Raw genomic sequence first — 23,759 nt, 5'->3', positions numbered from 1 at the left:
CAGCGGGTTTCGCGCCGTTGGAGCATGCAGAGACGGGTTTCACCAGTCGTCCGAGCGGCTTCGTGCGGCTTCGGGCGACAATGCTGGGGTACCGTCAGAAGAACTGTCTTATCAAACTCACTATGGCAGGAGGGACGGGGCGACACCGCTCCGTATGGATGGACGTGAAGCGATACTTCCGTGGGCCGGTCATGTGGATCGTGCTGGCCGTCCTTGCCGTGGTCGTGTTGATGCAGGTCGTCGGCTCGTCCGGCGGCTACAAGACGGTGGACACCGGCCAGGTCGTGGCGGCGATCAATGACAACAAGGTGGAATCGGCGAAGCTGACCACCGGTGACGAGCAGACCATCAAGGTCACGCTCAAGAACGGCGAGAAGGTCGACGGCAGCTCGAAGATCCAGGCGAGCTACATCGGCGACCAGGGCGTGACCCTCGCCAACACGCTGCAGACCAAGTACCAGGACAAGCAGATCCCCGACGGTTACACCGTCGCGCCGACCAAGCAGAACGCGTTCGTCAGCGTCCTGCTCTCCCTGCTGCCCTTCGTCCTCATCGTGGTCGTCTTCCTGTTCCTGATGAATCAGATGCAGGGTGGCGGCTCCCGGGTCATGAACTTCGGCAAGTCCAAGGCGAAGCTCATCACCAAGGACACCCCGAAGACGACCTTCGCGGACGTCGCGGGCTGCGACGAGGCCGTCGAGGAACTCCACGAGATCAAGGAGTTCCTGCAGGAGCCGGCCAAGTTCCAGGCCGTCGGCGCCAAGATCCCCAAGGGTGTGCTCCTCTACGGCCGCCCCGGCACCGGCAAGACGCTCCTCGCGCGCGCCGTCGCCGGCGAGGCAGGGGTCCCCTTCTACTCGATCTCCGGTTCCGACTTCGTCGAGATGTTCGTCGGTGTCGGTGCCTCCCGGGTGCGCGACCTCTTCGAGCAGGCCAAGGCGAACGCCCCGGCGATCGTCTTCGTCGACGAGATCGACGCGGTCGGCCGCCACCGCGGCGCCGGCCTCGGCGGCGGTCACGACGAGCGCGAGCAGACGCTGAACCAGCTGCTCGTCGAGATGGACGGCTTCGACGTCAAGGGCGGCGTGATCCTCATCGCCGCGACGAACCGGCCCGACATCCTCGACCCGGCGCTGCTGCGCCCGGGCCGCTTCGACCGGCAGATCGCGGTCGACCCGCCGGACCTGCAGGGCCGTCTGGAGATCCTCAAGGTCCACCAGAAGGGCAAGCCGGTCGCGCCCGACGTCGACCTTGCGGCGGTCGCCCGCCGCACCCCGGGCTTCACCGGCGCGGACCTGTCGAACGTGCTGAACGAGGCGGCGCTGCTCACGGCACGCTCCGACCGCAAGCTCATCGACAACCAGATGCTCGACGAGGCGATCGACCGCGTGGTCGCGGGCCCGCAGAAGCGGACCCGGATCATGTCGGACAAGGAGAAGAAGATCACCGCGTACCACGAGGGCGGCCACGCCCTGGTCGCGGCGGCCTCTCCGAACTCCGACCCGGTCCACAAGATCACGATCCTGTCCCGGGGGCGTGCCCTCGGCTACACGATGGTCCTGCCGGACGAGGACAAGTACTCGACCACGCGCAACGAGATGCTCGACCAGCTCGCCTACATGCTGGGCGGCCGCGCGGCCGAGGAACTGGTCTTCCACGACCCGACCACCGGCGCCGCCAACGACATCGAGAAGGCCACGGCCACCGCCCGCGCGATGGTCACGCAGTACGGCATGACCGAGCGTCTCGGCGCGATCAAGTTCGGCGGCGACAACACCGAGCCCTTCCTCGGCCGTGAGATGTCCCACCAGCGCGACTACTCGGAAGAGGTCGCCGCCCTGGTGGACGAGGAAGTGAAGAAACTCATCGAGAACGCGCATAACGAAGCCTGGGAGATCCTGGTCGAGAACCGCGACGTCCTCGACAACCTGGTGCTCCAGCTCCTGGAGAAGGAGACCCTGGGCAAGGAGGAGATCGCCGAGATCTTCACGGCGCTCCACAAGCGGCCCGCGCGCCCCGCGTGGACCGGCTCCTCCCGCCGTACGCCGTCCACCCGCCCGCCGGTGCTCTCCCCGAGGGAGCTCGCACTGACCAACGGGGCGAACGGCTCGACGCCGGCGATCAGCACCGCGAAGTCCACGGCGGCCGAGCCCGCCACGGCGGTCGAGAAGGCCTCCGAGGACCGACCCGAGAGCTGAGTCACACCGACCTCACCTGGCTCGGAATGGATGCCGCGCCCCCCAGGATCTAGCCTGGGGGGCGCGGCATTTCCGTAATGCCTGTACATGAGGCGCGTGATCCACATGCGCATATCCGATGGAACGAGGCACCCAGATGACCGACCCCGTGACCCTGGACGGCGAAGGCACCATCGGCGACTTCGACGAGAAACGCGCCGAGAACGCCGTACGCGAACTCCTCATCGCCGTCGGCGAAGACCCGGACCGCGAGGGCCTTCGGGAGACTCCGGCGCGGGTGGCGCGGGCGTACCGCGAGCTTCTGGCGGGAAATCAGCAGTCGCCCGAGGAGGTGCTGACGACGACGTTCGACCTCGGCCATGACGAGATGGTCCTGGTCAAGGACATCGAAATCGTATCTCTGTGCGAACATCACATGCTGCCGTTCCATGGTGTGGCCCATGTCGGCTACATCCCGGCGGAGACCGGCAAGATCACGGGACTGTCGAAGCTCGCGCGTCTGGTCGAGGTGTTCGCGCGTCGACTGCAGGTGCAGGAACGCCTCACCACGCAGGTCGCGGACTCGCTGATGCGGATCCTCGAGGCCCGGGGCGTGATCGTCGTCGTCGAAGCAGAGCACATGTGCATGTCGGTGCGGGGGATCCGCAAGCCGGGTGCCAAGACGACGACGTCGGCGGTCCGTGGCCAGCTCAGGGACGCTACGACCCGCGCTGAGGCGATGAGCCTGATACTGGCGCGCTGAACTGATTGTCAGTGGTGACCCGTAATCTCCTCCATCGGTGCGTTGTGTGCCGATCGGGGAGGTCAGGGTGGGTTACGGGTTACCGAGCAAGCAGACCGTGAACGGCGTGGGCCGTCGGCTGTGGACGCTGGACGGGGGGCGAGGTCCGTGGGCTTCGTCCTCGCAAGGCCGGAAGCACCAAGCCGTTCACCCTGTACAGCTACCGCCTCGATCCCCATCCAGGGTTTCTGGTCAACGGCCACCTGGCACGTCAGCCCTGGTGACCGGGTCACGCCACCGGCTCGACCCCGGTGTGGTCGTTGTCGTCGTCCTCCGGGAGCTTGCACACGCGTTCCAGGAAGATGGCCGCCGCTATGACGGCGATGCCGGCGACGACCGAGAAGGCCGCGTAGAGGGCCTGGTCGCGGCGGGTGGGGAGGTCGAGGAGTTCCAGGAGGAAGACGCCGGTGCCGCCGTACATGCCGGCGACGAGGGCGGCGACCAGGGCGCTCGCCTGGCCGAAGACGACCGCGCGGGCGGCCATCAGGGGGTCGACTCCCTTGGCGCCGGGGCGGCGCTCGCGCTGGGCCTTGAGGCGGGCGCGCAGCGAGAGCGCGGTGGCGAGCAGGACCACGGCGATCAGGGCGAGGACGATCGGGGCGGCCACCGGCACGCTGGGCAGCGTCCCCACCGCGTTCCAGAGGCGGGCGACCGCCCAGGACAGCACTCCGGCCACGACGAAGACGCCGGCCAGCACCCTGATCCGCAGCTCTTTCACTGTTTTCCTTCAGCTCCCCCGCAGCGATGTGGTCGTCTCGACCTTAACGACTACTCGGGCAGTCGGAGTTCCAGGTCCCCACGCGCTTCCACACCGTGCCGGGTGACGGCCGCCAGGAGGTCCGCGACGGTGCCGCGGCCGGGCAGCAGGGCCTCCGGGTCGATGTCGTACCAGGGCGCGAGGACGAAGGCACGCTGGTGGGCGCGCGGGTGGGGGAGGGTGAGCTGCGGGTCGTCGGAGACGACGTCGGCGTAGGCGACGATGTCGACGTCGAGGGTGCGCGGGCCCCAGTGCTCGTCCCGCACCCGGTTGAACGCCTCCTCGACCGCGTGCGCCCGCTCCAGCAGGGAGGACGGCGGGAGGGTGGTCTTCAGCACCACGATCGCGTTGTAGTACGTCGGCTGGCTGCCCGGCGCGACGCCCCACGGCTCCGTCTCGTACACCGGCGACACGGCCTTGATGTGGACGCCCGGGGTGTCCTCCAGGGCGTCGATGGCGCCCTGGAGGGTCTCCAGGCGGTTGCCGAGGTTGGAGCCTAGGGCGACCACGGCTCGTTTGGGGTTGGACAGGGTGGTGTCGGCGGCGTCGACCTGCTCGACGACGGAGGCGGGCACCGGCTGGACGGTCGGGTCGCTGGGACCCCGCAGGGAGGATGCGGTCATACTCGGCTCCGGGTGATGGTGACGGTGACGTCGTCGAAGGGGACGGTGATGGGCGCGTCCGGCTTGTGGACCTGGACCTCGACCTCTCTTACCCCCTCGTGTTTGAGGCAGACCTGGGCGATCCGCTCGGCGAGCGTCTCGATCAGGTTCACCGGCTCCCCCTCGACCACGGCGACGACCTCCTCGGCCACGATGCCGTAGTGCACGGTCTTCGCCAGGTCGTCGTCGGCCGCCGCCGGCCGGGTGTCCAGGCCAAGGACGAGGTCCACGATGAAGGTCTGGCCCTCCTCGCGCTCCTTGGGGAAGACACCGTGGTGCCCGCGGGCCCTCAGGCCGCGCAGCGCGACACGATCCACGCGAATCACTCCTGCAATCGTCGGTGTGGCGGCCGGGCGGCATCGCGTACGGGCGACGGGCCGGCCACACATGAATCTACCTGCGGCCACTGACAGAGCCGGGGCACGGGGCACGGGGTCGGCCGGGGTACGGCAGGGTTCATCGCGTGTTTCCCCCGGAGAACCCGGCGGCTCACGGGCCGGTAGCCGTACCTACTCGCGAGTTCGTGATTCCAGCCACTTCTTGGGCCGCGAGGGGGGTCCCGTGCTCAGGAGGGCGTGTCGTCCTCCTCGTCCTCGTCGGTCTCGGACAGCACCGGGGAGGCGTGGTGGGACCAGAGCTTCCAGCCGTCCCTGGTGCGCCGGAACACGTTCGTGGCGACGACCAGCTGGCCGACCAGCGGGCCGAGCTCCTGGCCGCCCTCGGGGGCCGGGCCGCCGCTGAGGATGTTCTCCGTGCAGGTCACCAGGGCGGTGTCGCCGGTGACGGAGACGTGCACGTCGGTGAGGAAGAACTGGATGTAGTCGGTGTTCGCCATGATCAGCGCGTACGACCGCAGGACCTCGCCGCGGCCGGTCAGCACCGGCCAGCCCGGGTGCACGCAGGAGATCACGCCGCTGTCGGCGGGGTCGTGGTACTCCTCGTCGACGCCCAGGTCGGCGGGGGTGAGCCAGAGGGAGGAGACGGTCTCGAAGTCGCCGTTCTCCAGTGCCTCGTAGAAGGCGGTGTTGGCGGCCTCGACCTGTTCGACGTCGGTGTGGGGGGCGCTCACCGGGCTCCTTCGCCCGGTGTGTCCGTTCCGGTGCGCGCTCCTTCTATTGCGCGCGCGACCCGTACCGCGTCCGCCGTGGCGTGTACCTCGTGGACGCGCACCGCCCACGCGCCGGCGTGCGCCGCGAGCGCCGAGACGGCGGCCGTCGCCGCGTCGCGCTCCCGGGCCGGCGGGGGTGCGCCCTCGGGCCCGGCCAGGACCCGGCCGAGGAACCGCTTGCGGGAGGCGGCGACGAGCAGCGGGTGGCCCAGGGCGTGCAGCCGGTCGAGGTGGGCGAGCAGGGTCAGGTCGTGCTCGGAGTTCTTGGAGAAGCCGAGGCCGGGGTCGACGACGACGCGGTCGGGGGAGATGCCGCCGGCCAGGACGGCGTCCACGCGCGCGTGCAGTTCGTCGAGGACCTCGCCGACGACGTCGTCGTACACGCCCTTGACGTTGCCGCCCTCCAGGAAGCCGCGCCAGTGCATGACGACGAAGGGGGCGCCGGAGTCGGCCACGACCGGGATCATGTCGGGGTCGGCGAGGCCGCCGCTGACGTCGTTGACGAGGGCGGCGCCGGCCGCGAGGGCCTGCCGGGCGACGGAGGCGCGCATGGTGTCGACGGAGACGACGACTCCTTCGGAGGCGAGGCCGCGGACGACGGGGACGACCCGGCGCAGTTCCTCGTCCTCGTCGACGCGGGTGGCGCCCGGGCGGGTGGACTCGCCGCCGACGTCGACCAGGTCGGCGCCCTGGGCGCCGAGGTCGAGGCCGTGCTTGACGGCGGCCGTCGTGTCGAACCAGCGGCCGCCGTCGGAGAAGGAGTCGGGGGTGACGTTCACGACCCCCATGACCGCGCACCGGTCCCATGCCGGAAGCCCTGTCACCTGGCCACGTCCGCTGTGGTTGCTCATACGTTCAGCGTAGGCCCCGGGCCCGGTGGCGGGTCCCCGTGGCCCGAGCGGCGCCCCCGGGCCGGAGGGGGCGGGGCGTCCGCTCGGGCCGGTCCCGGGGTCAGGCCGCTCGTACACCCTGTTCGGCGACGCTGTGGGCGCACGGGCGGGGGGCGGGCGGCTGGCGGCGCAGGAAGCGCGGGAGGGGCAGGGCGAGGCTGACGAAGCCCTCGGCCTGCATGGCGGCGAGGCCGATGCGCGGGAGGTCGCCGGAGGCCCGGTAGACCACGAAGCGCGGCTCCCAGCGGGGCTGGAACTTGGCGTTGAACTTGTACAGGGACTCGATCTGGAACCAGCGGGAGAGGAAGACCAGCAGTCCGCGCCAGGCGCGCAGCACCGGTCCGGCGCCGATCTTCTCGCCGCGGGCGAGGGCGGAGCGGAACATCGCGAAGTTGAGCGAGATCCGGGTGATGCCGAGCTTCGGGGCGGCCTGGAGGGCGGCCACGATGAGGAGTTCGTTCATGCCGGGGTCGGCCGAGCGGTCGCGGCGCATCAGGTCGAGGGAGACGCCGTCGGTGCCCCAGGGCACGAAGTGCAGGATCGCCTTGAGGTCGCCGTACTGGCCGGGCGTCTCGTCCGCCTTGTGGGCGGTGGCGATCAGGCAGTCGCCGTCGGCGGGGTCGCCGATGCGGCCGAGCGCCATGGAGAAGCCGCGCTCGGTGTCGGTGCCGCGCCAGTCCTCGGCGGCGCGGCGGATGCGGTCGAGTTCGGCGTCGCCGAGGTCACGGATACGCCGTACCCGGGTTTCGTAGCCGGCCCGCTCGATGCGCTTGACCATCTGGCGCACGTTGCGCATCGCGCGTCCGGCGAGCGAGAAATCCGCCACGTCCACCACCGCCTCGTCGCCCAGTTCGAGCGCGTCCAGGCCGGTCTCGCGGGTCCACACCTCGCCGCCCGTCTCCGAGCAGCCCATGACGGCGGGGGTCCAGGAGTGGGCCTTGGCCTCGTCCATGAAGCGCTCGATGGCGCCGGGCCAGGCCTCGACGTCGCCGATCGGGTCGCCGCTGGCGAGCATCACGCCGGAGACGACGCGGTAGGTGACCGCCGCCTTGCCACTGGGCGAGAAGACGACCGCCTTGTCGCGGCGGAGCGCGAAGTGGCCGAGGGAGTCGCGGGCGCCGTGCTTCACGAGGAGGGCGCGCAGCTGGGCCTCGTCCTCCTCGGTGAGGTGGGCGGCGGGGTGTTCGGGGCGGAAGGCGAGGTAGATGGTGGTGACGGCGGTGATCAGGCCGAGGGCGCCGAGGGAGAAGGCGACCGTCCAGGAGGTGGAGCCCTCGTAGTCGACGGGGCCCTCGAAGCCGAACAGGCCGTAGAGGACGTGGGTGATGCGGTCGGCCAGGCTCGGGTCGCCGATCGTGCGCTTCGGGTGGGCGCTGACGATGACCAGGCCGAGCGCGAGCGAACCGGCGCTCATGAGGACGAAGTTGGCGAGCGCGCGCCACCGGCTGCGCGGGTCGGGCAGCGCCTTGAACTCGTCGCGGTGGAGCACGAGCGGCACGAACAGCGCCAGGGAGATCAGCGCGCCGATGACCGAGTGCCGGTACACGAACTGCGAGACCGCGCCGGCCGGCAGCAGCACGACCGCGGCCCGCCAGGCCCGCCGCTTGCGCCGCTTGAGCCCGTGCGCGAGCAGCAGCAACAGCACGCCGACGCTGAGCGAGAGAGCCGCGGCGAACGGGCCGAGCGAGCCGGGCAGCACCTCGGCCATGGCGTGCATACGGCTGTGACGGAAGCGCGGGAACACGCCCGCCGCGATGTCCAGGACGCCCACGACCGCGCACGCCCTGCCGACCAGAGCGGGGACGGCCTCAGGGCGCGGGCCGCGGACCATGCGCCGCGCCCGGCCTGATCGGCTCGGAACCTCGCCCGACATTTCCCCATCTATCCTGACAGACATCGCATCCCGTAGTTCTGCGAGAGACCTTGGATCCGGGCCCGATTCGGGCATCCGGCGACATTGCGCCCTCTAGGACGGTGTCTCGGGGGGAGAGGTTCACTCCCCACCGGAAAGCCGGTTCAAAGGCCAGGGAAAGCCCGGGGCAAGCCTCGCTGAAAGTGGCGGTGGTCTCGGGGGAAAGCGCAGGCAGGAAGCACCTCATGGGTCTCACGAGCAATAAACTGCTGGCATTGGCGATCTTGGTCGCCGTACTGCTGTTCGTAGGCACGGTGTGGCTGTGGCCCCGGCTGGGCCGCCGGACCTGGCAGGCCGTAAGCGGCCGCGTCGGTCTTCTGCTGGCCACCCAGTTGGCGCTCTTCGCGTGCGTCGGGATAGCCGTCAACCAGGCCTTCGGTTTCTACGCGAGCTGGGCCGACCTGTTCGGCACCCAGACCGACCAGGGCGTCGTCGTCAACCACGCGGCCGGCCCTCTCCAGGTGGTGTCCACCTCGGAGGTGCACGGCATGGGCGGCTCGCTGCCGACGACCGCCGGGCAGCTCCAGCAGGTCGGCATAGTCGGCCGTACCACCCACATCGCCACGCCCGCGTACGTGTACCTGCCGCCGGAGTACTTCCAGCCGCAGTACCGCACGCGGACGTTCCCGGTGGTGGTCGTCCTCAGCGGCTACCCCGGCACCGCGCGGGCGCTGGTCGACAAGCTGCACTACCCGCGCACGGCGCAGCACCTGGTCCGGGACGGGAAGATGCGGCCGACGATCCTGGTGATGCTGCGGCCCACGGTCGCGCCGCCCCGGGACACCGAGTGCGTGGACGTCCCGCGCGGCCCGCAGACCGAGACCTTCTTCGCCAGGGACCTGCCCGACGCCGTGCGCGCGCACTACCGGGCCACCGTGAAGCCGGGCGGCTGGGGAATCGTCGGCGACTCGACGGGCGGCTACTGCGCGCTCAAGCTCGCCGTGCACCATCCCGGCGTGTACGGGGCCGGCGCCGGGCTCTCCCCGTCGTACAAGGCGCCCCACGACGCCACGACCGGCGACCTCTTCCAGGGCGACCGGAATCTCGAGAACCGCGCGGACCTCTGGTGGTACCTGAAGCACGAGCCCGCCCCGGACACCTCCCTGCTGGTCACCAGCAGCAAAGTCGGCGAAACCAACTACAAGGCCACGCTGAAATTCATCGCGAGCGCGGAGGCCACGAAGCTGACCCGGATTTCGTCGATCATCCTCGACAGCGGCGGCCACAACTTCAACACCTGGCGCCGCGAGATTCCCGCGACGCTCCAGTGGATCAGCGGCCGGTTGAGCGACCGCTGAGGCCCGCCCTTCCCGATACCGTGTGAAGACTTCGTTGTCGCTGTGTTTTTACGGCCCGGGGCACCACGATTCGCCTACGCGCGGTAAGTTTCTGGCCATGCCACGTGGACGTCACCGTCATTCACCGCCCTTGCACAGGCTGTTGCCTCCCTCGGCGATCGCCGGTGTCTCCCTCGCATGCGCCCTTGGCCCCTGGTTGTTCTCCCAACCGACGGTGCTGCGCACCCTGGCCGCGATAGCCGCGGCCACCGCGGCCGTCGGCGCTGCCGTCATGCGGCGCTGGGACAGCGAGGCGGGCAAGCAGGTGGCCGACCTGTCACGCGCGCGTGCGAGCGACGAGTGGCGCCACGAGGAGCGGATCGCCGAGCTGGAGACCGACCTGGAGGAGTCGCGGGAGCTGCGCGCCAAGCTGGAGCAGCGTCTGCGCGCGAAGCGGTCGGAGCTGGCGGGTCTGCGCAACGAGCACGCGTCCCTGCTGCGCCGCTACGCCACGGCCGAGACCGAGCGCGCGAGCGCCCTGGAGGGCCGCCGCCTGCTGGAGATCGAGGCCGCCGAGCCGTCGAACGAGCTGCCGGCCGCCCGGGAGGCGGACGCGGCGGAGCAGTCCGCGGCGGCCGTCGAGGAGAAGACCGGGGACAAGGCCGAGGCGCTGACGGTCGAGGAGACGGTTCCCGCGGTCTTCTCGCCGGAGGGTTCCAAGCTGTTCCTGCGGGCCAAGGTGGCATTGGCCCGGTTCGACGAGAAGGACACCGCGAAGGACCTCGCGAAGGACGGGCCCGACGCGGGCACCGACGCCGAGGGGACGGCGGAGACGGCCGCCGGGCCCGAGACCGCGCCGGAGGACGAGGCGCAGGGGCAGCCCGAGGCGGCCGACGGGCACGCGCGCGCGGCCGCCGCCAGCACGGAAGGGCCCGACGCGGGCGAGGACACCGCCCCGGCGCCGGCGGAGCAGGACGCCCACCCCGCGCCCGCACCGTCCGCGAAGTCCGTCAAGCCCTCGGGACACTTCACGGTGCCGACCGCGGTGGCGGTCCTGCCGGCCGCGCCGATCCCGCGCCCGCTGGTCACCGGCGGCTTCGACTTCTTCGGCACCCAGAAGGGCTCGCCCGCGGGCGGCCTGGACACCGTGCGCAACGAGGACCTCGCGGACGTCGTCGGCCAGGAGGCGCTCGCGCTCCACAAGGCCGAGTCCGAGGCCGAGTTCAAGCCCGCCGACGCGCAGGCGCGGGGCGTCGGCCAGGTCATCGACCTGACCGCGCACGACGAGACGGAGCAGATCAACCTCGGCGGTCTGCGCAGCGCCGCTTCCTGAACACGCGGGCGGCCGGTGGCCGGGTGCGGCGCCGTCGTGGCTGGTCGCGCAGTTGCCCGTGCCCCTGAAGGGGCGCTCACCGCGGCGCCCTGCTTTCAGGGGCGCGGGGAACCGCGCGACAAACCCCCACTCACCCGCACCCGACCACCGACCGTCCCGACCGCCGACCGTCCCGACCGCCGACCGTCCCGACCACGGACCGACCCGGCCGTCAGGCCATCCAGCGGTCCGGCCGCGCCGCCCGGCGCCCCGTGCGGGACCGCTCGGCCTGCTCCCGCAGCAGTGCCGCGGCCTCCTGGGCGCCCCGCAGCCGGGCCGTGACGGTCTTGTCGGCCCCCGTGTCCACATGAACGTCCGCGAGCCCCCACAGCCGCTCCCAGGGCCCCTGCGTCAGCCGTACGCTCTGGACCTTGGCGTGCGGGACGAGCGACAGCTTCCGGCGCAGCAGCCCGTGCCGCGCCGCGAACACCGCGTCCGTGACCGCGAGCCCGTACCCGCGCCACCACAGCGGCACGCACCAGCGGGCCCGCCCCGGCGACCGCAGCAGCTCACCGGGGACGGTCACACCGGGCAGCACGCGCGCGACGACCGACTCGGCGACCGAGCGCGGGGCGACCGGGACCAGCACCGAGTTCGCCGACCCCGCCACGTCCAGCTCCACCCGCACCCAGCGCAGTGGCCGCCACATCAGCGGCTCGACGATCCGCACGGTCTGCACCCGTCCCGGCGGCACCGTCTCGTGCGTGCGGTCGAGGAGCCCGTGGTCGATGCGCAGCCCGTCCGGGGACTCCCCGACCGTCCAGTCGTACTCGCCGACGAACCGCCCCACGCTGGTCGTGGCCGCCGCGCCGAGCAGCGGTACGGCGGTCGCGAGGACCGTCCACACGCTGTGGGTGGCCAGCCAGAGAAGCGGCGGGGCCACGAGGGCGGCGGCCAGGGAGCCCCAGGTGGCGCCCGTCAGCACGATCGAGAGCGCGAGCTTGGCCGGGGGCACCCGCATCAGCTCGTGGGCCGGCGCCTCGCCGACCTCGCGCGCCGTCTCCGGTGCGAACCCGGCGGCACGCGCGAGCAGCTCCGCGCGGAGCGCCCGCGCCTCGCCCTGGCCGAGGAAGGCGAGCTCGTCCTTCTTGTCGGTGCCCACGACGTCTATCCGCAGCTTGGCGACGCCCGCCACGCGCGCGAGGAGCGGCTGGGTGATGTCGACGGCCTGGATCCGCTCCAGGCGGATGTGCGCGGTGCGCCGGAACAACAGGCCGGTGCGTATGCGCAGTTCGCTGTCGGTCACCGAGAAGTAGGTGAACCACCAGGTGAGGAAGCCGTACAGGGCACCCGCCGTGACCAGGGCGGCGAGCCCGCCGAGCACCATGGTCGTGGTCAGCTTCGTCAGCTGCTCCTGCGCCTGGTTCGGGTCGTGCACCGCCCAGCCGGTGAGCACCGCGACCGGCGCCCACGCCCGCCGGAACGGCGTCACCGGGTGCAGCCGCCGCTCGCCCACGGCCTTGCCCGCGCCTATGGCGCTCTCGACGCCCGGCGCGCTCACAGTCCCGCCGATCGGGCCTCGCCGAGCTCGGTGAGCCGGTCGCGCAACCGTTCCGCCTCGGCCGGGTCGAGCCCGGGGATCGTCGCGTCGGTGGCCGCGGCAGCGGTGTGCAGCTGCACGCTGGCCAGCCCGAAGTGCCGCTCGACGGGCCCCGAGGTGACCTCCACCAGCTGCATCCGCCCGTACGGCACCACGGTCTCCTCGCGCCACAGCACCCCGCGGCTGATCAGCAGGTCGTCGGCGCGCTCGGCGTACCGCCAGGAACGCCAGTTGCGGCCCAGCAGCACCCAGCCCCAGGCCAGCACGGCCAGCGGCAGCAGCGCGAACGCCGCCCACACCGGGCCCGCCAGCAGGCCCGGCAGCAGTCCCAGGGCCAGGGCGAGCAGCCCCAGCCACACCACCAGCAGCAGCCGGCGCATCCGCAGCAGGCCGGGCGGCAAACCCGTCCACACCGGCTCGGTCCCCGTGGTCTCGGCGCCGGCGGCGCTCCCCGTCTCCATAGGGCCAGCGTACGTAGGGGAGACTGGGTCCATGACGCCCACGACGCAGACCACGGTCGGGATCGGCGGCGCCGCCGAGAGCACCGACATGGTGCTCAACATCGGCCCCCAGCACCCCTCCACGCACGGCGTGCTGCGGCTGCGGCTGGTGCTGGACGGCGAGCGGATCGTCTCCGCGGAGCCGGTGATCGGCTACATGCACCGGGGCGCGGAGAAGCTCTTCGAGGCCCGCGACTACCGGCAGATCATCATGCTCGCCAACCGCCACGACTGGCTGTCGGCCTTCTCCAACGAGCTGGGCGTGGTCCTCGCCGTCGAGCGGATGCTCGGCATGGAGGTGCCCGTCCGCGCGGTGTGGACGCGCACCCTGCTCGCCGAGCTGAACCGGGTCCTCAACCACCTGATGTTCCTCGGCTCCTATCCGCTGGAGCTCGGCGGGATCACCCCGGTCTTCTACGCCTTCCGCGAGCGCGAGGAGCTCCAGAACGTCATGGAGGAGGTCTCCGGCGGGCGCATGCACTACATGTTCAACCGTGTCGGCGGCCTCAAGGAGGACCTGCCGGCCGGCTGGACCGCACGCGCGCGTGAAGCCGTCTCCGCCGTCCGCTCCCGCATGGACGTCTTCGACGACCTGGTGCTCGGCAACGAGATCTTCCGCGGCCGTACCCGGGACGTGGGCGTCCTCGCTCCGGAGGCCGTGCACGCGTACGGCGTGAGCGGGCCCATCGCGCGCGCCTCGGGCGTCGACTTCGACCTGCGCCGGGACGAGCCCTACCTGGCCTACGGCGAGCTCCAGGACACCCTGAAGGTCGTCACCAGGACCGAGGGCGACTGCCTGGCCCGCTTCGAGTGCCTCCTGGAGCAGACGCACAACGCCCTGGCCCTGGCCGACGCCTGCCTGGACCGGCTCGCCGACCTGCCGCCGGGACCGGTCAACCAGCGGCTTCCCAAGGTCCTCAAGGCACCCGAGGGCCACACCTACGCCTGGACCGAGAACCCCCTCGGCATCAACGGCTACTACCTCGTCAGCAAGGGCGAGAAGACCCCGTACCGGCTGAAGCTGCGCTCGGCGTCCTACAACAACATCCAGGCCCTGACCGAACTGCTCCCGGGGACCCTGGTGGCGGACATGGTCGCCATCCTGGGCTCGCTGTTCTTCGTGGTGGGAGACATCGACAAGTAGGAGCCCCGTAAGGGGCGCGGGGCTGTATCGATATGCGGCTCCGCCGCGTGGGCGCGACCAGCCGCAACGGCGCCGCAGACGACAGATCGCGACGCTTCCTCAGCGGAACGCTCAGAGCAGCGCGTCCTCCATGCCCACCGGCTGGAGCAGCCACAGGAAGTCGCCGAGGCCGCCGGGGGCGGTGAGCTCGGCGGCCTCTCCCGCGGTCGCGAGCGCGCGCACGTACCCGGCGGGGTTCGTGGAGGCGAGCGTGAGCGGGGGGCGTGCGCCGATCAGGCCGAGGGCGCGCAGGGCGTCGCGTTGCGTGCACAGGAGCGCCTCGGGCAGCCTGAGCGCCGGGTCGAGCGCCGTGCACGCGTCCAGCGCCACATGCGCCGTGATGTCGCAGGCCCCGTCCGGCACGGGCACCGTGGCGCGGCCCTCGCGGAAGCCGGTGAGCGTCCCGAACGGGGGACGCGTGTCCACGGTGTGCGCGTAGTCCACGGCCACCGCGAGCCCCCGCTGGAGGCTGGTGACGGCGGACGCCCACGCCCGGTCCCGGGGCAGCCCGATCTCCGCGCGCAGCCCCGGTTCCGTGCCCAGCGGCCACCACCTCGCGAGCCACTGCGCGTCCGCGCCCGACACACGCTCGCCGAGCAGTTCGGTGCCGTCCCGCCGGACGTGCACCAGGCGGGCCACCCCGGCCGGGTCCACCTCGGCGACCTCGACCGGCACGTTGTCGAGCCATTCGTTGGCGAAGAGCAGGCCCCGGACCGTGCGCGGGAGCTCGGTCAGCCAGGTGATCCGGTCGGGCAGGCCCGGCGGGCGGTCGGCGAGTTCGACGGCGTACGCACGCGTGCGTGCCGCCACGTCCGCGGGTAGGGCCGTGAGCACGCCCCTGACCAGCTCGCCCCGGCCGGCGCCCATGTCCACGAAGTCGAGCGCCTCGGGGCGGCCCAGGGCCTCGTCGACCCGGCACAGCAGTTCGGCCACGGCCTCGGCGAACAGCCGCGAGGCGTGCACCGACGTGCGGAAGTGCCCGGCCGGGCCCTCCGGGCGGCGGTAGAAGCCGCCGGGGCCGTACAGGGCCGCCTCGGTGGCCGCACGCCAGCCACGGGCGTCGTCGGCCGTCTCTCGCGTCGCCTCATCCGTCACCGGGCCAGACTAGGCGCACAGGTGATCACCTTCTCCACCTTGCGGAGTACGCGCGCGGAACAGGGATCGGCCCTCCGGTTGACCCCTGCACCTATCACGCTTCCCTACTCTGGGTTACGTGCAGCGCCTCTATGACTTCCTCCGCAGGCACCCGACATGGGTCGACAGCTTCTGGGCCGTCGTCCTGCTCGGGATCTCCGGCGCGAGCATCTGGAAGCTCGGCGAGGCCCAGCACCACGGATCCAGGGCCGCCATGGTGGCCGTGTCCGTCGTGATGAGCGTCGTCGTGGCGCTGCGCCGCCGGTTCCCGGAGCCCATGCTGCTGCTGGCCGCGGCCACCGGCCTCGCCCAGCTGGTGCTGGACGTGGAGACGACCGTCGCCAACTTCGCCATGCTGGTGATCGTCTGCACGACCGCCGCCGTCGGCGCGCGCTGGTCGTCCCGGCTCGGCCTCTACGCCGGGCTGGCCGCCGCGCCCCTGGCGCAGATCCGGTGGCCGCAGGACGAGGCGAGCTTCCCCGGGCACGTCGCGATCGTCCTGTTCCAGACGGTGCCGTTCGTGCTCGCCTGGGTGCTCGGCGACTCCATGCGTACCCGCCGCGCCTACTTCGCGCAGCTGGAGGAGCGGGCCGCCCGGCTGGAGAAGGAGCGCGAGGCGCAGGCCAAGGTCGCGGTCGCCGCGGAGCGCGCCCGGATCGCGCGCGAGCTGCACGACGTGGTCGCGCACAACGTGTCGGTGATGGTGGTCCAGGCCGACGGCGCCGCCTACGTCCTGGACGCAGCCCCCGACCAGGCGAAGAAGGCCCTGGAGACGATCTCCTCCACCGGCCGCCAGGCCCTCGCCGAGATGCGCCGCCTGCTCGGCGTGCTGCGCACCGGCGAGCACAAGGAGGTCGGCGAGTACGTCCCGCAGCCCGACGTCGAGCAGATCGACGAGCTCATCGAGCAGTGCCGCAGCTCCGGCCTGCCCGTCGACTTCAAGGTCGAGGGCACCCCGCGCCCGCTGCCCAGCGGCGTCGAGCTCACGGCGTACCGGATCGTGCAGGAGGCGCTCACCAACACCCGCAAGCACGGCGGCCCCAACACGGGCGCCAGCGTGCGGCTGGTCTACTTCGACGACGGACTCGGGCTGCTGGTCGAGGACGACGGCAAGGGCGCCCCGCACGAGATGTACGAGGAGGGCGGCGCCGACGGCCAGGGACACGGCCTGATCGGCATGCGCGAGCGCGTCGGCATGGTGGGTGGCACCCTCGACGCGGGCCCCCGCCCTGGCGGAGGATTCCGCATCAGTGCCCTGCTCCCGCTCAAACCAGCGCATTGACGCAGACGCACGCCCCCGGTTGACACCTGTCACGCCCCCCCCGGCCGACGACCGGCGGCCGAACGAGAACGAGAAACGGAAGAGGACCCGATGACGATCCGCGTGATGCTCGTCGACGACCAGGTGCTGCTGCGCACCGGGTTCCGGATGGTGCTCGCGGCCCAGCCGGACATGGAGGTCGTCGCGGAGGCGGGCGACGGCGTCGAGGCCCTCCAGGTGCTGAGATCCACCGCCGTGGACGTCGTCCTGATGGACGTGCGCATGCCCAAGCTGGACGGCGTGGAGGCCACCCGGCGCATCTGCGAGCAGCCCGACCCGCCCAAGGTGCTCATCCTGACCACCTTCGACCTCGACGAGTACGCCTTCTCGGGGCTGAAGGCGGGCGCCTCCGGCTTCATGCTCAAGGACGTGCCCCCGGGCGAACTGCTGGCCGCCATCCGTTCCGTGCACAGCGGCGACGCCGTCGTCGCGCCCTCCACGACCCGGCGCCTCCTCGACCGTTTCGCGCCGATGCTGCCCTCCGCCGGCAAGGAGCCCCGGCACCAGGAACTGGAGCGGCTCACCGAGCGCGAGCGCGAGGTCATGGTGCTGGTCGCGCAGGGCCTGTCCAACGGCGAGATCGCGAGCCGCCTGGTGCTGTCCGAGGCGACCGTGAAGACCCACGTGGGCCGCATCCTGACCAAGCTCGGACTCCGCGACCGCGTCCAGGTGGTCGTCCTGGCCTACGAGACCGGGCTGGTGCGAGCGGGCGGCGGCCACTGAAGCGCACCGTTGAAGCGCCCTGCAAGGGGCGCGGGGAACTGCGCGAGCGACCACGACGGTACTGCGGACGACCGACGACCTGGCGCGGCCCGCTACCGGAGGATGCCCTCCAGGAAGTCGCTGCCGAGCCGGGCGACGACCGTGACGTCCAGCTGGTGCAGGACGTACCGCCCGCGGCGGCGCGTCGTGACCAGACCCGCCCTCTTGAGCACGCCCAGGTGCCGGGACACCTCCGGCGCCGACAACCCGTGCACCTGCGCCAGCTCGCTGGTGGTGTACGCGCTGCGCGCCAGATACCGGCACAGCCGCATCCGCACGGGATGCGACAGCGCGGCCATCCGCAGCGTCAGCTCCTCCACGGACGCGGGCGCGGCGAGCTCCGGCGAGCCGACCGGATAGTGCAGCACCGGCTGCCACCCGTAGCGGTGCAGCACCATCAGGTGCGGCCAGCCCAGGCTCGTGGGCACCAGCAGCAGGCCGTCCGCGGCCACGCGCGCGTGGCCGTCGGTGATCTTGTCCACGGTGATCCGCGCGCCCGCCCCGTCGAGCGTCACGACGGGCGAGACCGCCGCGAGCGCCTCGGCCAGCCCCTTGTGGCGCAGCAGCTCCGTCTTGTGCCGGGCATCGGCCGCCAGCTGGTGGCGCAGCCGTGACCAGGTCTCGTCGAAGAACGCCTCGGCGCAGTCCTCCAGGAACCGGCGCAGCCACGCGCGCACGCTCGGCGGGTCGTCGAGCAGCCGTTGGGCGAACCGGACCTGCTGCGGGCCCCGGGAGGCGGCCACCTCCAGCGCCCGGCGGCGCCCGGCGGGATCCGACAGGAGGGCCGGTGCCTGCGTGGCGTACGTCAGTACGCACGTGAACTCCATGGCCGCGTCGACGAACTGTTCGTCCGTCAGCTTGTCCAGCTGGTCGAGTTCCGCCACGAGGGTGCCGGCCGGGAGGGCGTCCGGCACCCCCGCGTACGGCAGGAACAGGTCCGAGAACGTCGTCCGCCACAGGAAGTCCGCCTCGCACATCCGGTCGGCCAGATGCGGCTCCATGCGGGCGGTCACGCCGGTCGCCCAGCCCCGCTGGCCGGGGTGGTGGCCCGGCTCGGACAGCGCGTGCAGGGCCATGCCGAGCTCGGCCAGCGGGGAGGGCACGACGGCGACGCTCTCGGGCCGTAGGCCCGGGATGTCGATACGTACGCTCATGTCACCATCCTGTATCTCCCGGAAGCCGGTGGGCCGGGCGCCTACCGGGGTGCCGGTGCGGTGCGGTGCGGTGCGGTGCGGTGCGGTTCGGTGGCGGGTGCGGGTCGTGGGTGGTTGCCCGCGCAGTTCCCCGCGCCCCTAGAGGGGCGTTACAGACAGCCGTGCCACGAAGTCCGCGACCGCTGTCCGCACGTCCTCCGGTGTCCACTCCAGGCCCGCCTCCGTCACCGTGACCTCGGTCATCGACAGGCCCGGGCCCTCCTGGGCCCAGAAGCCGGAGAAGAGGTAGGTGCCGGTCTCCTCGGCCTGGCGTAGGGCGGTCTCCAGCAGGGTGTCGGTGTCGTACGGCAGCCAGACCTGGAACTGGTGGGTGTGGGGTTCCTCGGGGTGGACGCGGAACCAGGGGACGCCCGACCCTGCGAAGCCGTCCCGCAGGGCCGTGGCGACCACGCGCGCGTGGCGGACGTAGTCCGGGAGGCGGGGCAGTTCGCGGTCCAGGCCGGCCAGGGCCGACAGGGCGGTCGGGAACTGCTGGAAGACCATGCCGCCGTAGCGGTGGCGCCAGGTCTTCGCCTCCTCGACCAGCGTCTTCGGGCCGGCCAGCGCGGCGCCGCCGAAGCCGTCCAGGGACTTGTAGAACGACACGTAGACGCTGTCCGCCAGGTCCGCGATCTCGGGCAGGGTGCGCCCGAAGTGGACGGTGGACTCCCACAGGCGCGCGCCGTCGAAGTGCACCACCGCGTCGCGCTCCCGGGCCGCCTCCACCAGCTCCGTGAGCTCCTCCCAGGAAGGCAGCACGAAGCCGGCCTCCCTGAGGGGCAGCTCCAGCATCAGCGCCCCGAAGGGCTCCGCGAAGTCGCGTATCTCCTGGGCGGTGGGGAGCCGGGGCTCACCGGTGACGCGCACCGTGCGCAGGCCGGCCACCTCGCGGAAGGCGTTGCGCTCGTGCAGCTCGGGGTGGGCGAGGGCGTGCAGGGCGACCGTGGGGTTGCCGGTGCGGGCCGCCCAGCAGCGCAGGGCGACCTGCTGGGCCATCGTGCCGGTCGGGAAGAACGCGGCGGCCTCCGTGCCCAGCAGCGCCGCGACGCGCCGCTCCAGGGCCTCGACGATCCCGTTGCCGTAGATGTCCGACGGTTCGTCCAGGTCGTACACCTCGGGGGCGGCCTCCTGGAGCCGCGCGAGCCGTTCGCGGAGCGAGGCCCGCACGCCCTCGCGCGCGAGGATGCGTGTGGCACCCCGGTAGGCGGCGGAGCGCCGCTCCCGCATCCGGTCCTTTGCCGACAGGGATTCCTCGGGCTGCTCGTCCTGGGCCGTGGCCGTATCACTCATGCCGTGGATGATGCCGTGGCACGTCGACCGGGGCCCGTCATTTTCTTCCGCACCGGCGGTGTGACCCGTCACCCACAGCCTGTGGACGGCCGATCGGCCCCGGACCGGATAGCGTTAACATGACGAGAAATCGTCCGGTACCCAGAGCGGACTGGAACGGGAAGGCCACCCTCGCGTGAGTACAGTCCAACAGCCAGACCCCAGTGACCGCCCCGCGCGGCTCACCGTCGGCGTTGTCGGAGCCGGCCGGGTGGGCCCTGCGCTGGCCGCGTCCCTGCAGCTCGCCGGGCACCGCCCGGTGGCCGTCTCCGGGGTCTCCGACGCCTCCCGGCGGCGCGCCGAGGCGATGCTGCCCGACGTCCCGCTGGTACCCCCCGCCGAGGTCCTCCAGCGCGCCGAACTGGTCCTGCTGACCGTCCCCGACGACGCCCTGCCCGGCCTGGTCGCCGGCCTCGCCGAGACCGGCGCCGTACGCCCCGGCCAGCTGCTCGTGCACACCTCCGGGCGGTACGGCGCGAAGGTCCTGGACCCGGCCCTGCGCGCGGGCGCGCTTCCGCTGGCCCTGCACCCGGCGATGACCTTCACCGGGACGCCGGTGGACGTGCAGCGGCTGGCGGGCTGCTCGTTCGGGGTGACCGCGCCCGAGGAGCTGCGGCTGGCCGCCGAGGCCCTGGTCATCGAGATGGGCGGCGAACCGGAGTGGATCTTCGAGGAGAACCGTCCGCTCTACCACGCGGCCCTCGCCCTCGGCGCCAACCACCTGGTCACCCTGGTCGCCCAGGCCATGGAGCTGCTGCGCACCGCCGGCGTGGAGGCCCCCGACCGGATGCTCGGCCCGCTGCTCGGCGCCGCCCTGGACAACGCCCTGCGCTCCGGTGACGCGGCACTGACCGGGCCGGTCGCGCGCGGGGACGCGGGCACCGTCGCCGCGCACGTCACGGAGTTGCGCAGGCACGCCCCGCGGGCCGTCGACGGCTACCTGGCGATGGCCCGTGCGACGGCCGACCGGGCGCTCGCGCACGGCCTGCTGAAGCCGGAGCTCGCCGAGGACCTGCTCGACGTCCTCGCCAACAGTGCCGACGGCGCCGGCGGCGGCACGACCGGCACCAACGGCACGGAGGGGAACCCCCGATGAGCACCGCCCTGCTGCGTACCGCCGAGGAACTGCACGCGCGCGTGCGGCACGGCCGCCGCGCCGTCGTGATGACCATGGGCGCCCTGCACGAGGGCCACGCCACCCTGGTCCGCGCCGCGCGCGAGATCGCCGGCCCGGACGGCGAGGTCGTCGTCACGGTCTTCGTCAACCCGCTCCAGTTCGGTGCGGGCGAGGACCTCGACCGCTACCCGCGCACCCTGGAAGCCGACCTGAAGATCGCCGAGCAGGCCGGTGCGGACGTGGTGTTCGCGCCCTTCGCCGACGAGGTCTACCCGGGCGGGGAACCCCAGGTGCGGGTCACCGCAGGGCCCATGGGCACGCTCCTGGAGGGCGCCTCCCGCCCCGGGCACTTCGACGGCGTCCTCACCGTCGTCGCCAAGCTGCTGCACCTCACCCGGCCCGACGCGGCCCTGTTCGGGCAGAAGGACGCCCAGCAGCTCGCCGTGATCCGGCGCATGGTGCGCGACCTGAACTTCGGCATCGAGATCGTCGGCGTACCGACCGTGCGCGAGTCCGACGGGCTCGCGCTGTCCAGCCGCAACCGCTACCTGTCCACCGACGACCGGCGCACGGCCCTCACGCTGTCGCGCGCGCTGTTCGCCGGCCGCGACCGGCACGCGGCGCAGGAGGCGCTGCGCGCGCGGGCGCTGGAGGTGCCGTCCAGCCGGGCGCGCGCCGAGGCGCTCAGCGCCATAGGCGAGTCCCGCGCCGCCGCCGACGCGCACGCCGTCGCCAAGGCCGTGCCGAACGCCGCCGCGGCGGTCCGCGCGGCCGCCCGCCAGGTCCTGGACGAGGCCGTCCACTACGACCCGCCGCTCGAACTGGACTACCTCGCCCTGGTCGACCCGTCCGACTTCACCGAGATCGACGACGACTTCACCGGAGAGGCCGTCCTCGCCGTCGCCGCCCGGGTCGGCACGACCCGGCTGATCGACAACCTTCCGCTCACCTTCGGAACCCTCGGAGCCGCCTCGTGACCAGCACAGGCACCAGCAGCACAGGCACCAGCACCGGCATACGGCTGCACGCGCCCGCCCCCGGGTGGAGCATCTCGGCGGACGTGGTCGTCGTCGGGTCCGGGGTGGCCGGCCTCACCGCGGCCCTGCGCTGCCAGGCCGCCGGGCTCACCACGGTCGTCGTCACCAAGGCCCGCCTGGACGACGGCTCCACTCGCTGGGCGCAGGGCGGCATCGCCGCCGCCCTCGGCGAGGGCGACACCCCCGAGCAGCACCTCGCGGACACCCTGGTGGCCGGCGCCGGCCTCTGCGACGAGGACGCCGTACGGATCCTCGTCACCGAGGGCCCCGGCGCGGTGGGGCGGCTCATCGACACCGGCGCCATCTTCGACGAGTCCGCCGAGGGCGGCCTCGACCTCACCCGTGAGGGCGGCCACCACCGGCGCCGGATCGCGCACGCGGGCGGCGACGCCACCGGCGCCGAGGTCTCCCGGGCCCTCGTGGAGGCGGTACGCGCGCGTGGCCTGCGCACCTTCGAGAACGCGCTCGTCCTGGACCTGCTGACCGACGCCGAGGGCCGTACGGCCGGTGTCACCCTGCACGTCATGGGCGAGGGCCAGCACGACGGCGTGGGCGCCGTGCACGCCCCCGCGGTGGTCCTCGCCACCGGCGGCATGGGCCAGGTGTTCTCCGCGACCACCAACCCGTCGGTGTCGACCGGCGACGGCGTGGCGCTGGCCCTGCGGGCCGGCGCGGAGGTCAGCGACCTGGAGTTCGTGCAGTTCCACCCGACCGTGCTCTTCCTCGGCCCGGACGCGGAGGGCCAGCAGCCGCTGGTCTCCGAGGCGGTGCGCGGCGAGGGCGCCCACGTGGTCGACGCCGACGGCGTGCGCTTCATGGTGGGGCAGCACGAACTCGCCGAACTGGCGCCCCGGGACGTCGTCGCCAAGGGCATCATGCGGCGCATGCAGGAGCACGACGCCGAGCACATGTACCTCGACGCCCGGCACTTCGGCGCCGACATGTGGGAGCACCGGTTCCCGACCATCCTGGCCGCCTGCCGGGCCAACGGCATCGACCCGGTCACCGAGCCCATCCCGATAGCGCCCGCCGCGCACTACGCCTCCGGGGGCGTGCGCACCGACGCACGCGGGCGCACGACCGTGCCCGGGCTCTACGCGTGCGGCGAGGTCGCGTGCACCGGCGTGCACGGCGCGAACCGGCTCGCCTCCAACTCCCTCCTCGAAGGCCTCGTCTACGCCGAGCGGATCGCCGCCGACATCACGGCGGCCCGCGCGGAGCACGGCCTGCACGCGCGCGTGCCCGCACCGGTGCCGCACCCCGAGAAGCCCGCGCACCCGCTGCTCGCCCCCGAGGCCCGCTTCGCCATCCAGCGGACGATGACCGAGGGCGCCGGCGTGCTGCGCTCCGAGGAGTCCCTGGCCAGGGCCGCCGCACAGCTCCAGCGGCTGCACACGGACGCCCGCGACGCCCTGGACGAGAACGGCAAGACCGCCGAGCCCGGCGTCGACACCTGGGAGGCCACCAACCTCCTGTGCGTCGCGCGCGTGCTCGTCGAGGCGGCCCGCCGCCGCGAGGAGACCCGCGGCTGCCACTGGCGTGAGGACCACGCCGACCGCGACGACGCCCGATGGGGGCGCCACATCGTCGTACGGCTGAATCCGGACCGCACGCTGGCCGTCGGCACCACCGACACCGCAGACTTCCCCCCTACCCGGCCGCACCAGCCACACCAGGAGCAGTGAC

General features: G+C 72.4%; 21 protein-coding genes. 10 read left to right on the top strand and 11 right to left on the bottom strand.

Annotated elements, in window-relative coordinates:
• Positions 1-158: 158 nt before the first annotated feature.
• Together ftsH and folE are read left to right on the top strand one after the other, a co-directional pair.
• Complete coding sequence (gene ftsH / locus ACGF5O_RS42120) at positions 159-2,198, top strand: ATP-dependent zinc metalloprotease FtsH (RefSeq protein WP_393815232.1); 2,040 nt, start codon at positions 159-161, stop codon at positions 2,196-2,198.
• Between the two features lie 136 nt (positions 2,199-2,334).
• On the top strand, positions 2,335-2,940 hold the full coding sequence (folE, locus tag ACGF5O_RS42115) for a GTP cyclohydrolase I FolE (protein ID WP_393815231.1): 606 nt from the start codon (positions 2,335-2,337) through the stop codon (positions 2,938-2,940).
• 268 nt (positions 2,941-3,208) lie between these two features.
• Here folE and ACGF5O_RS42110 read toward each other — a convergent pair whose 3' ends face one another.
• The 6 genes from ACGF5O_RS42110 to ACGF5O_RS42085 form a co-directional block, all read right to left on the bottom strand.
• Positions 3,209-3,697, bottom strand: coding sequence for a DUF3180 domain-containing protein (locus ACGF5O_RS42110; RefSeq protein WP_393815230.1), 489 nt, complete (start codon positions 3,695-3,697; stop codon positions 3,209-3,211).
• Positions 3,698-3,747: 50 nt separating this feature from the next.
• Positions 3,748-4,359, bottom strand: a complete 612-nt coding sequence (gene folK, locus ACGF5O_RS42105) for a 2-amino-4-hydroxy-6-hydroxymethyldihydropteridine diphosphokinase (RefSeq protein ID WP_393815229.1) — start codon at positions 4,357-4,359, stop codon at positions 3,748-3,750.
• Complete coding sequence (gene folB, locus ACGF5O_RS42100) at positions 4,356-4,715, bottom strand: dihydroneopterin aldolase (protein WP_362592893.1); 360 nt, start codon at positions 4,713-4,715, stop codon at positions 4,356-4,358. Before folB ends, folK begins: the two co-directional genes overlap by 4 nt.
• 248 nt (positions 4,716-4,963) lie before the next feature.
• Positions 4,964-5,467 (bottom strand): nuclear transport factor 2 family protein, encoded by a 504-nt coding sequence (locus ACGF5O_RS42095; protein WP_362592890.1) that lies wholly within the window; start codon positions 5,465-5,467, stop codon positions 4,964-4,966.
• Positions 5,464-6,357, bottom strand: coding sequence for a dihydropteroate synthase (gene folP, locus ACGF5O_RS42090; protein ID WP_393815228.1), 894 nt, complete (start codon positions 6,355-6,357; stop codon positions 5,464-5,466). The genes ACGF5O_RS42095 and folP overlap by 4 nt, the downstream gene beginning before the upstream one ends.
• Positions 6,358-6,457: 100 nt before the next feature.
• Positions 6,458-8,269 (bottom strand): phosphatidylglycerol lysyltransferase domain-containing protein, encoded by a 1,812-nt coding sequence (locus ACGF5O_RS42085; protein WP_393815227.1) that lies wholly within the window; start codon positions 8,267-8,269, stop codon positions 6,458-6,460.
• Between the two features lie 224 nt (positions 8,270-8,493).
• Between ACGF5O_RS42085 and ACGF5O_RS42080 the strand changes: the two genes are divergently transcribed.
• Both ACGF5O_RS42080 and ACGF5O_RS42075 read left to right on the top strand, forming a co-directional pair.
• Complete coding sequence (locus ACGF5O_RS42080) at positions 8,494-9,606, top strand: alpha/beta hydrolase (protein ID WP_393815226.1); 1,113 nt, start codon at positions 8,494-8,496, stop codon at positions 9,604-9,606.
• Between the two features lie 97 nt (positions 9,607-9,703).
• A complete protein-coding gene (locus ACGF5O_RS42075; protein WP_393815225.1) occupies positions 9,704-10,918 on the top strand; it encodes a hypothetical protein in 1,215 nt (404 codons plus the stop codon).
• A gap of 211 nt (positions 10,919-11,129) precedes the next feature.
• On the opposite strand, the gene ACGF5O_RS42070 is transcribed toward ACGF5O_RS42075, so the two are convergent.
• Both ACGF5O_RS42070 and ACGF5O_RS42065 read right to left on the bottom strand, forming a co-directional pair.
• On the bottom strand, positions 11,130-12,458 hold the full coding sequence (locus tag ACGF5O_RS42070) for a PH domain-containing protein (RefSeq protein ID WP_393815224.1): 1,329 nt from the start codon (positions 12,456-12,458) through the stop codon (positions 11,130-11,132).
• Positions 12,455-12,958, bottom strand: a complete 504-nt coding sequence (locus ACGF5O_RS42065; RefSeq protein WP_393815223.1) for a PH domain-containing protein — start codon at positions 12,956-12,958, stop codon at positions 12,455-12,457. Before ACGF5O_RS42065 ends, ACGF5O_RS42070 begins: the two co-directional genes overlap by 4 nt.
• A gap of 31 nt (positions 12,959-12,989) precedes the next feature.
• Here ACGF5O_RS42065 and ACGF5O_RS42060 point away from each other — a divergent pair, with 31 nt between their 5' ends.
• The gene (locus ACGF5O_RS42060; RefSeq protein ID WP_393815222.1) at positions 12,990-14,141 is read left to right on the top strand and encodes an NADH-quinone oxidoreductase subunit D; all 1,152 of its coding nucleotides are present in this window, start codon (positions 12,990-12,992) and stop codon (positions 14,139-14,141) included.
• A 111-nt stretch (positions 14,142-14,252) separates the two neighbouring features.
• Here the strand turns inward: ACGF5O_RS42060 and ACGF5O_RS42055 are convergent, their stop codons facing one another.
• The gene (locus ACGF5O_RS42055) at positions 14,253-15,275 is read right to left on the bottom strand and encodes an SAM-dependent methyltransferase (protein WP_393815221.1); all 1,023 of its coding nucleotides are present in this window, start codon (positions 15,273-15,275) and stop codon (positions 14,253-14,255) included.
• Positions 15,276-15,393: 118 nt separating this feature from the next.
• Between ACGF5O_RS42055 and ACGF5O_RS42050 the strand changes: the two genes are divergently transcribed.
• Positions 15,394-16,596 carry a sensor histidine kinase gene (locus ACGF5O_RS42050; RefSeq protein WP_393815220.1) on the top strand — a complete coding sequence of 401 codons (1,203 nt, stop codon included), beginning with the start codon at positions 15,394-15,396 and terminating at the stop codon, positions 16,594-16,596.
• A 90-nt stretch (positions 16,597-16,686) separates the two neighbouring features.
• Positions 16,687-17,358, top strand: a complete 672-nt coding sequence (locus ACGF5O_RS42045) for a response regulator (protein ID WP_393815219.1) — start codon at positions 16,687-16,689, stop codon at positions 17,356-17,358.
• Positions 17,359-17,450: 92 nt separating this feature from the next.
• Here ACGF5O_RS42045 and ACGF5O_RS42040 read toward each other — a convergent pair whose 3' ends face one another.
• Positions 17,451-18,551, bottom strand: a complete 1,101-nt coding sequence (locus ACGF5O_RS42040) for a DUF5937 family protein (RefSeq protein ID WP_393815218.1) — start codon at positions 18,549-18,551, stop codon at positions 17,451-17,453.
• A gap of 138 nt (positions 18,552-18,689) precedes the next feature.
• Entirely contained in the window at positions 18,690-19,880 is a 1,191-nt protein-coding gene (locus ACGF5O_RS42035; protein WP_393815217.1) for a threonine aldolase family protein, read from the bottom strand.
• Between the two features lie 175 nt (positions 19,881-20,055).
• Here ACGF5O_RS42035 and ACGF5O_RS42030 point away from each other — a divergent pair, with 175 nt between their 5' ends.
• Genes ACGF5O_RS42030 through ACGF5O_RS42020 form a run of 3 tightly spaced genes read left to right on the top strand, consistent with a single transcriptional unit; the run spans position 20,056 to position 23,758 of the window.
• A complete protein-coding gene (locus tag ACGF5O_RS42030) occupies positions 20,056-21,015 on the top strand; it encodes a Rossmann-like and DUF2520 domain-containing protein (protein WP_393815216.1) in 960 nt (319 codons plus the stop codon).
• Complete coding sequence (gene panC, locus ACGF5O_RS42025; RefSeq protein ID WP_393815215.1) at positions 21,012-22,013, top strand: pantoate--beta-alanine ligase; 1,002 nt, start codon at positions 21,012-21,014, stop codon at positions 22,011-22,013. The genes ACGF5O_RS42030 and panC overlap by 4 nt, the downstream gene beginning before the upstream one ends.
• Complete coding sequence (locus ACGF5O_RS42020) at positions 22,010-23,758, top strand: L-aspartate oxidase (RefSeq protein ID WP_393815214.1); 1,749 nt, start codon at positions 22,010-22,012, stop codon at positions 23,756-23,758. The genes panC and ACGF5O_RS42020 overlap by 4 nt, the downstream gene beginning before the upstream one ends.
• Position 23,759: the final 1 nt, after the last annotated feature.

Source organism: Streptomyces sp. NPDC048291, assembly GCF_043201715.1.
GTDB lineage: Bacteria > Actinomycetota > Actinomycetes > Streptomycetales > Streptomycetaceae > Streptomyces.
Note: the sequence above shows the minus strand (reverse complement) of the source record. Positions and strands in the feature narration are given on the sequence as shown.

What these genes read in the sequence shown, in the direction of transcription:
- ftsH (WP_393815232.1), top strand. Translation starts at nt 159, where the DNA reads ATGGACGTGAAGCGATACTTCCGTGGGCCGGTCATGTGGATCGTGCTG.
- folE (WP_393815231.1), top strand. Translation starts at nt 2,335, where the DNA reads ATGACCGACCCCGTGACCCTGGACGGCGAAGGCACCATCGGCGACTTC.
- folK (WP_393815229.1), bottom strand. Translation starts at nt 4,359, where the DNA reads ATGACCGCATCCTCCCTGCGGGGTCCCAGCGACCCGACCGTCCAGCCG.
- folP (WP_393815228.1), bottom strand. Translation starts at nt 6,357, where the DNA reads ATGAGCAACCACAGCGGACGTGGCCAGGTGACAGGGCTTCCGGCATGG.
- ACGF5O_RS42085 (WP_393815227.1), bottom strand. Translation starts at nt 8,269, where the DNA reads ATGTCGGGCGAGGTTCCGAGCCGATCAGGCCGGGCGCGGCGCATGGTC.
- ACGF5O_RS42080 (WP_393815226.1), top strand. Translation starts at nt 8,494, where the DNA reads ATGGGTCTCACGAGCAATAAACTGCTGGCATTGGCGATCTTGGTCGCC.
- ACGF5O_RS42075 (WP_393815225.1), top strand. Translation starts at nt 9,704, where the DNA reads ATGCCACGTGGACGTCACCGTCATTCACCGCCCTTGCACAGGCTGTTG.
- ACGF5O_RS42065 (WP_393815223.1), bottom strand. Translation starts at nt 12,958, where the DNA reads ATGGAGACGGGGAGCGCCGCCGGCGCCGAGACCACGGGGACCGAGCCG.
- ACGF5O_RS42060 (WP_393815222.1), top strand. Translation starts at nt 12,990, where the DNA reads ATGACGCCCACGACGCAGACCACGGTCGGGATCGGCGGCGCCGCCGAG.
- ACGF5O_RS42045 (WP_393815219.1), top strand. Translation starts at nt 16,687, where the DNA reads ATGACGATCCGCGTGATGCTCGTCGACGACCAGGTGCTGCTGCGCACC.
- ACGF5O_RS42040 (WP_393815218.1), bottom strand. Translation starts at nt 18,551, where the DNA reads ATGAGCGTACGTATCGACATCCCGGGCCTACGGCCCGAGAGCGTCGCC.
- ACGF5O_RS42035 (WP_393815217.1), bottom strand. Translation starts at nt 19,880, where the DNA reads ATGAGTGATACGGCCACGGCCCAGGACGAGCAGCCCGAGGAATCCCTG.
- panC (WP_393815215.1), top strand. Translation starts at nt 21,012, where the DNA reads ATGAGCACCGCCCTGCTGCGTACCGCCGAGGAACTGCACGCGCGCGTG.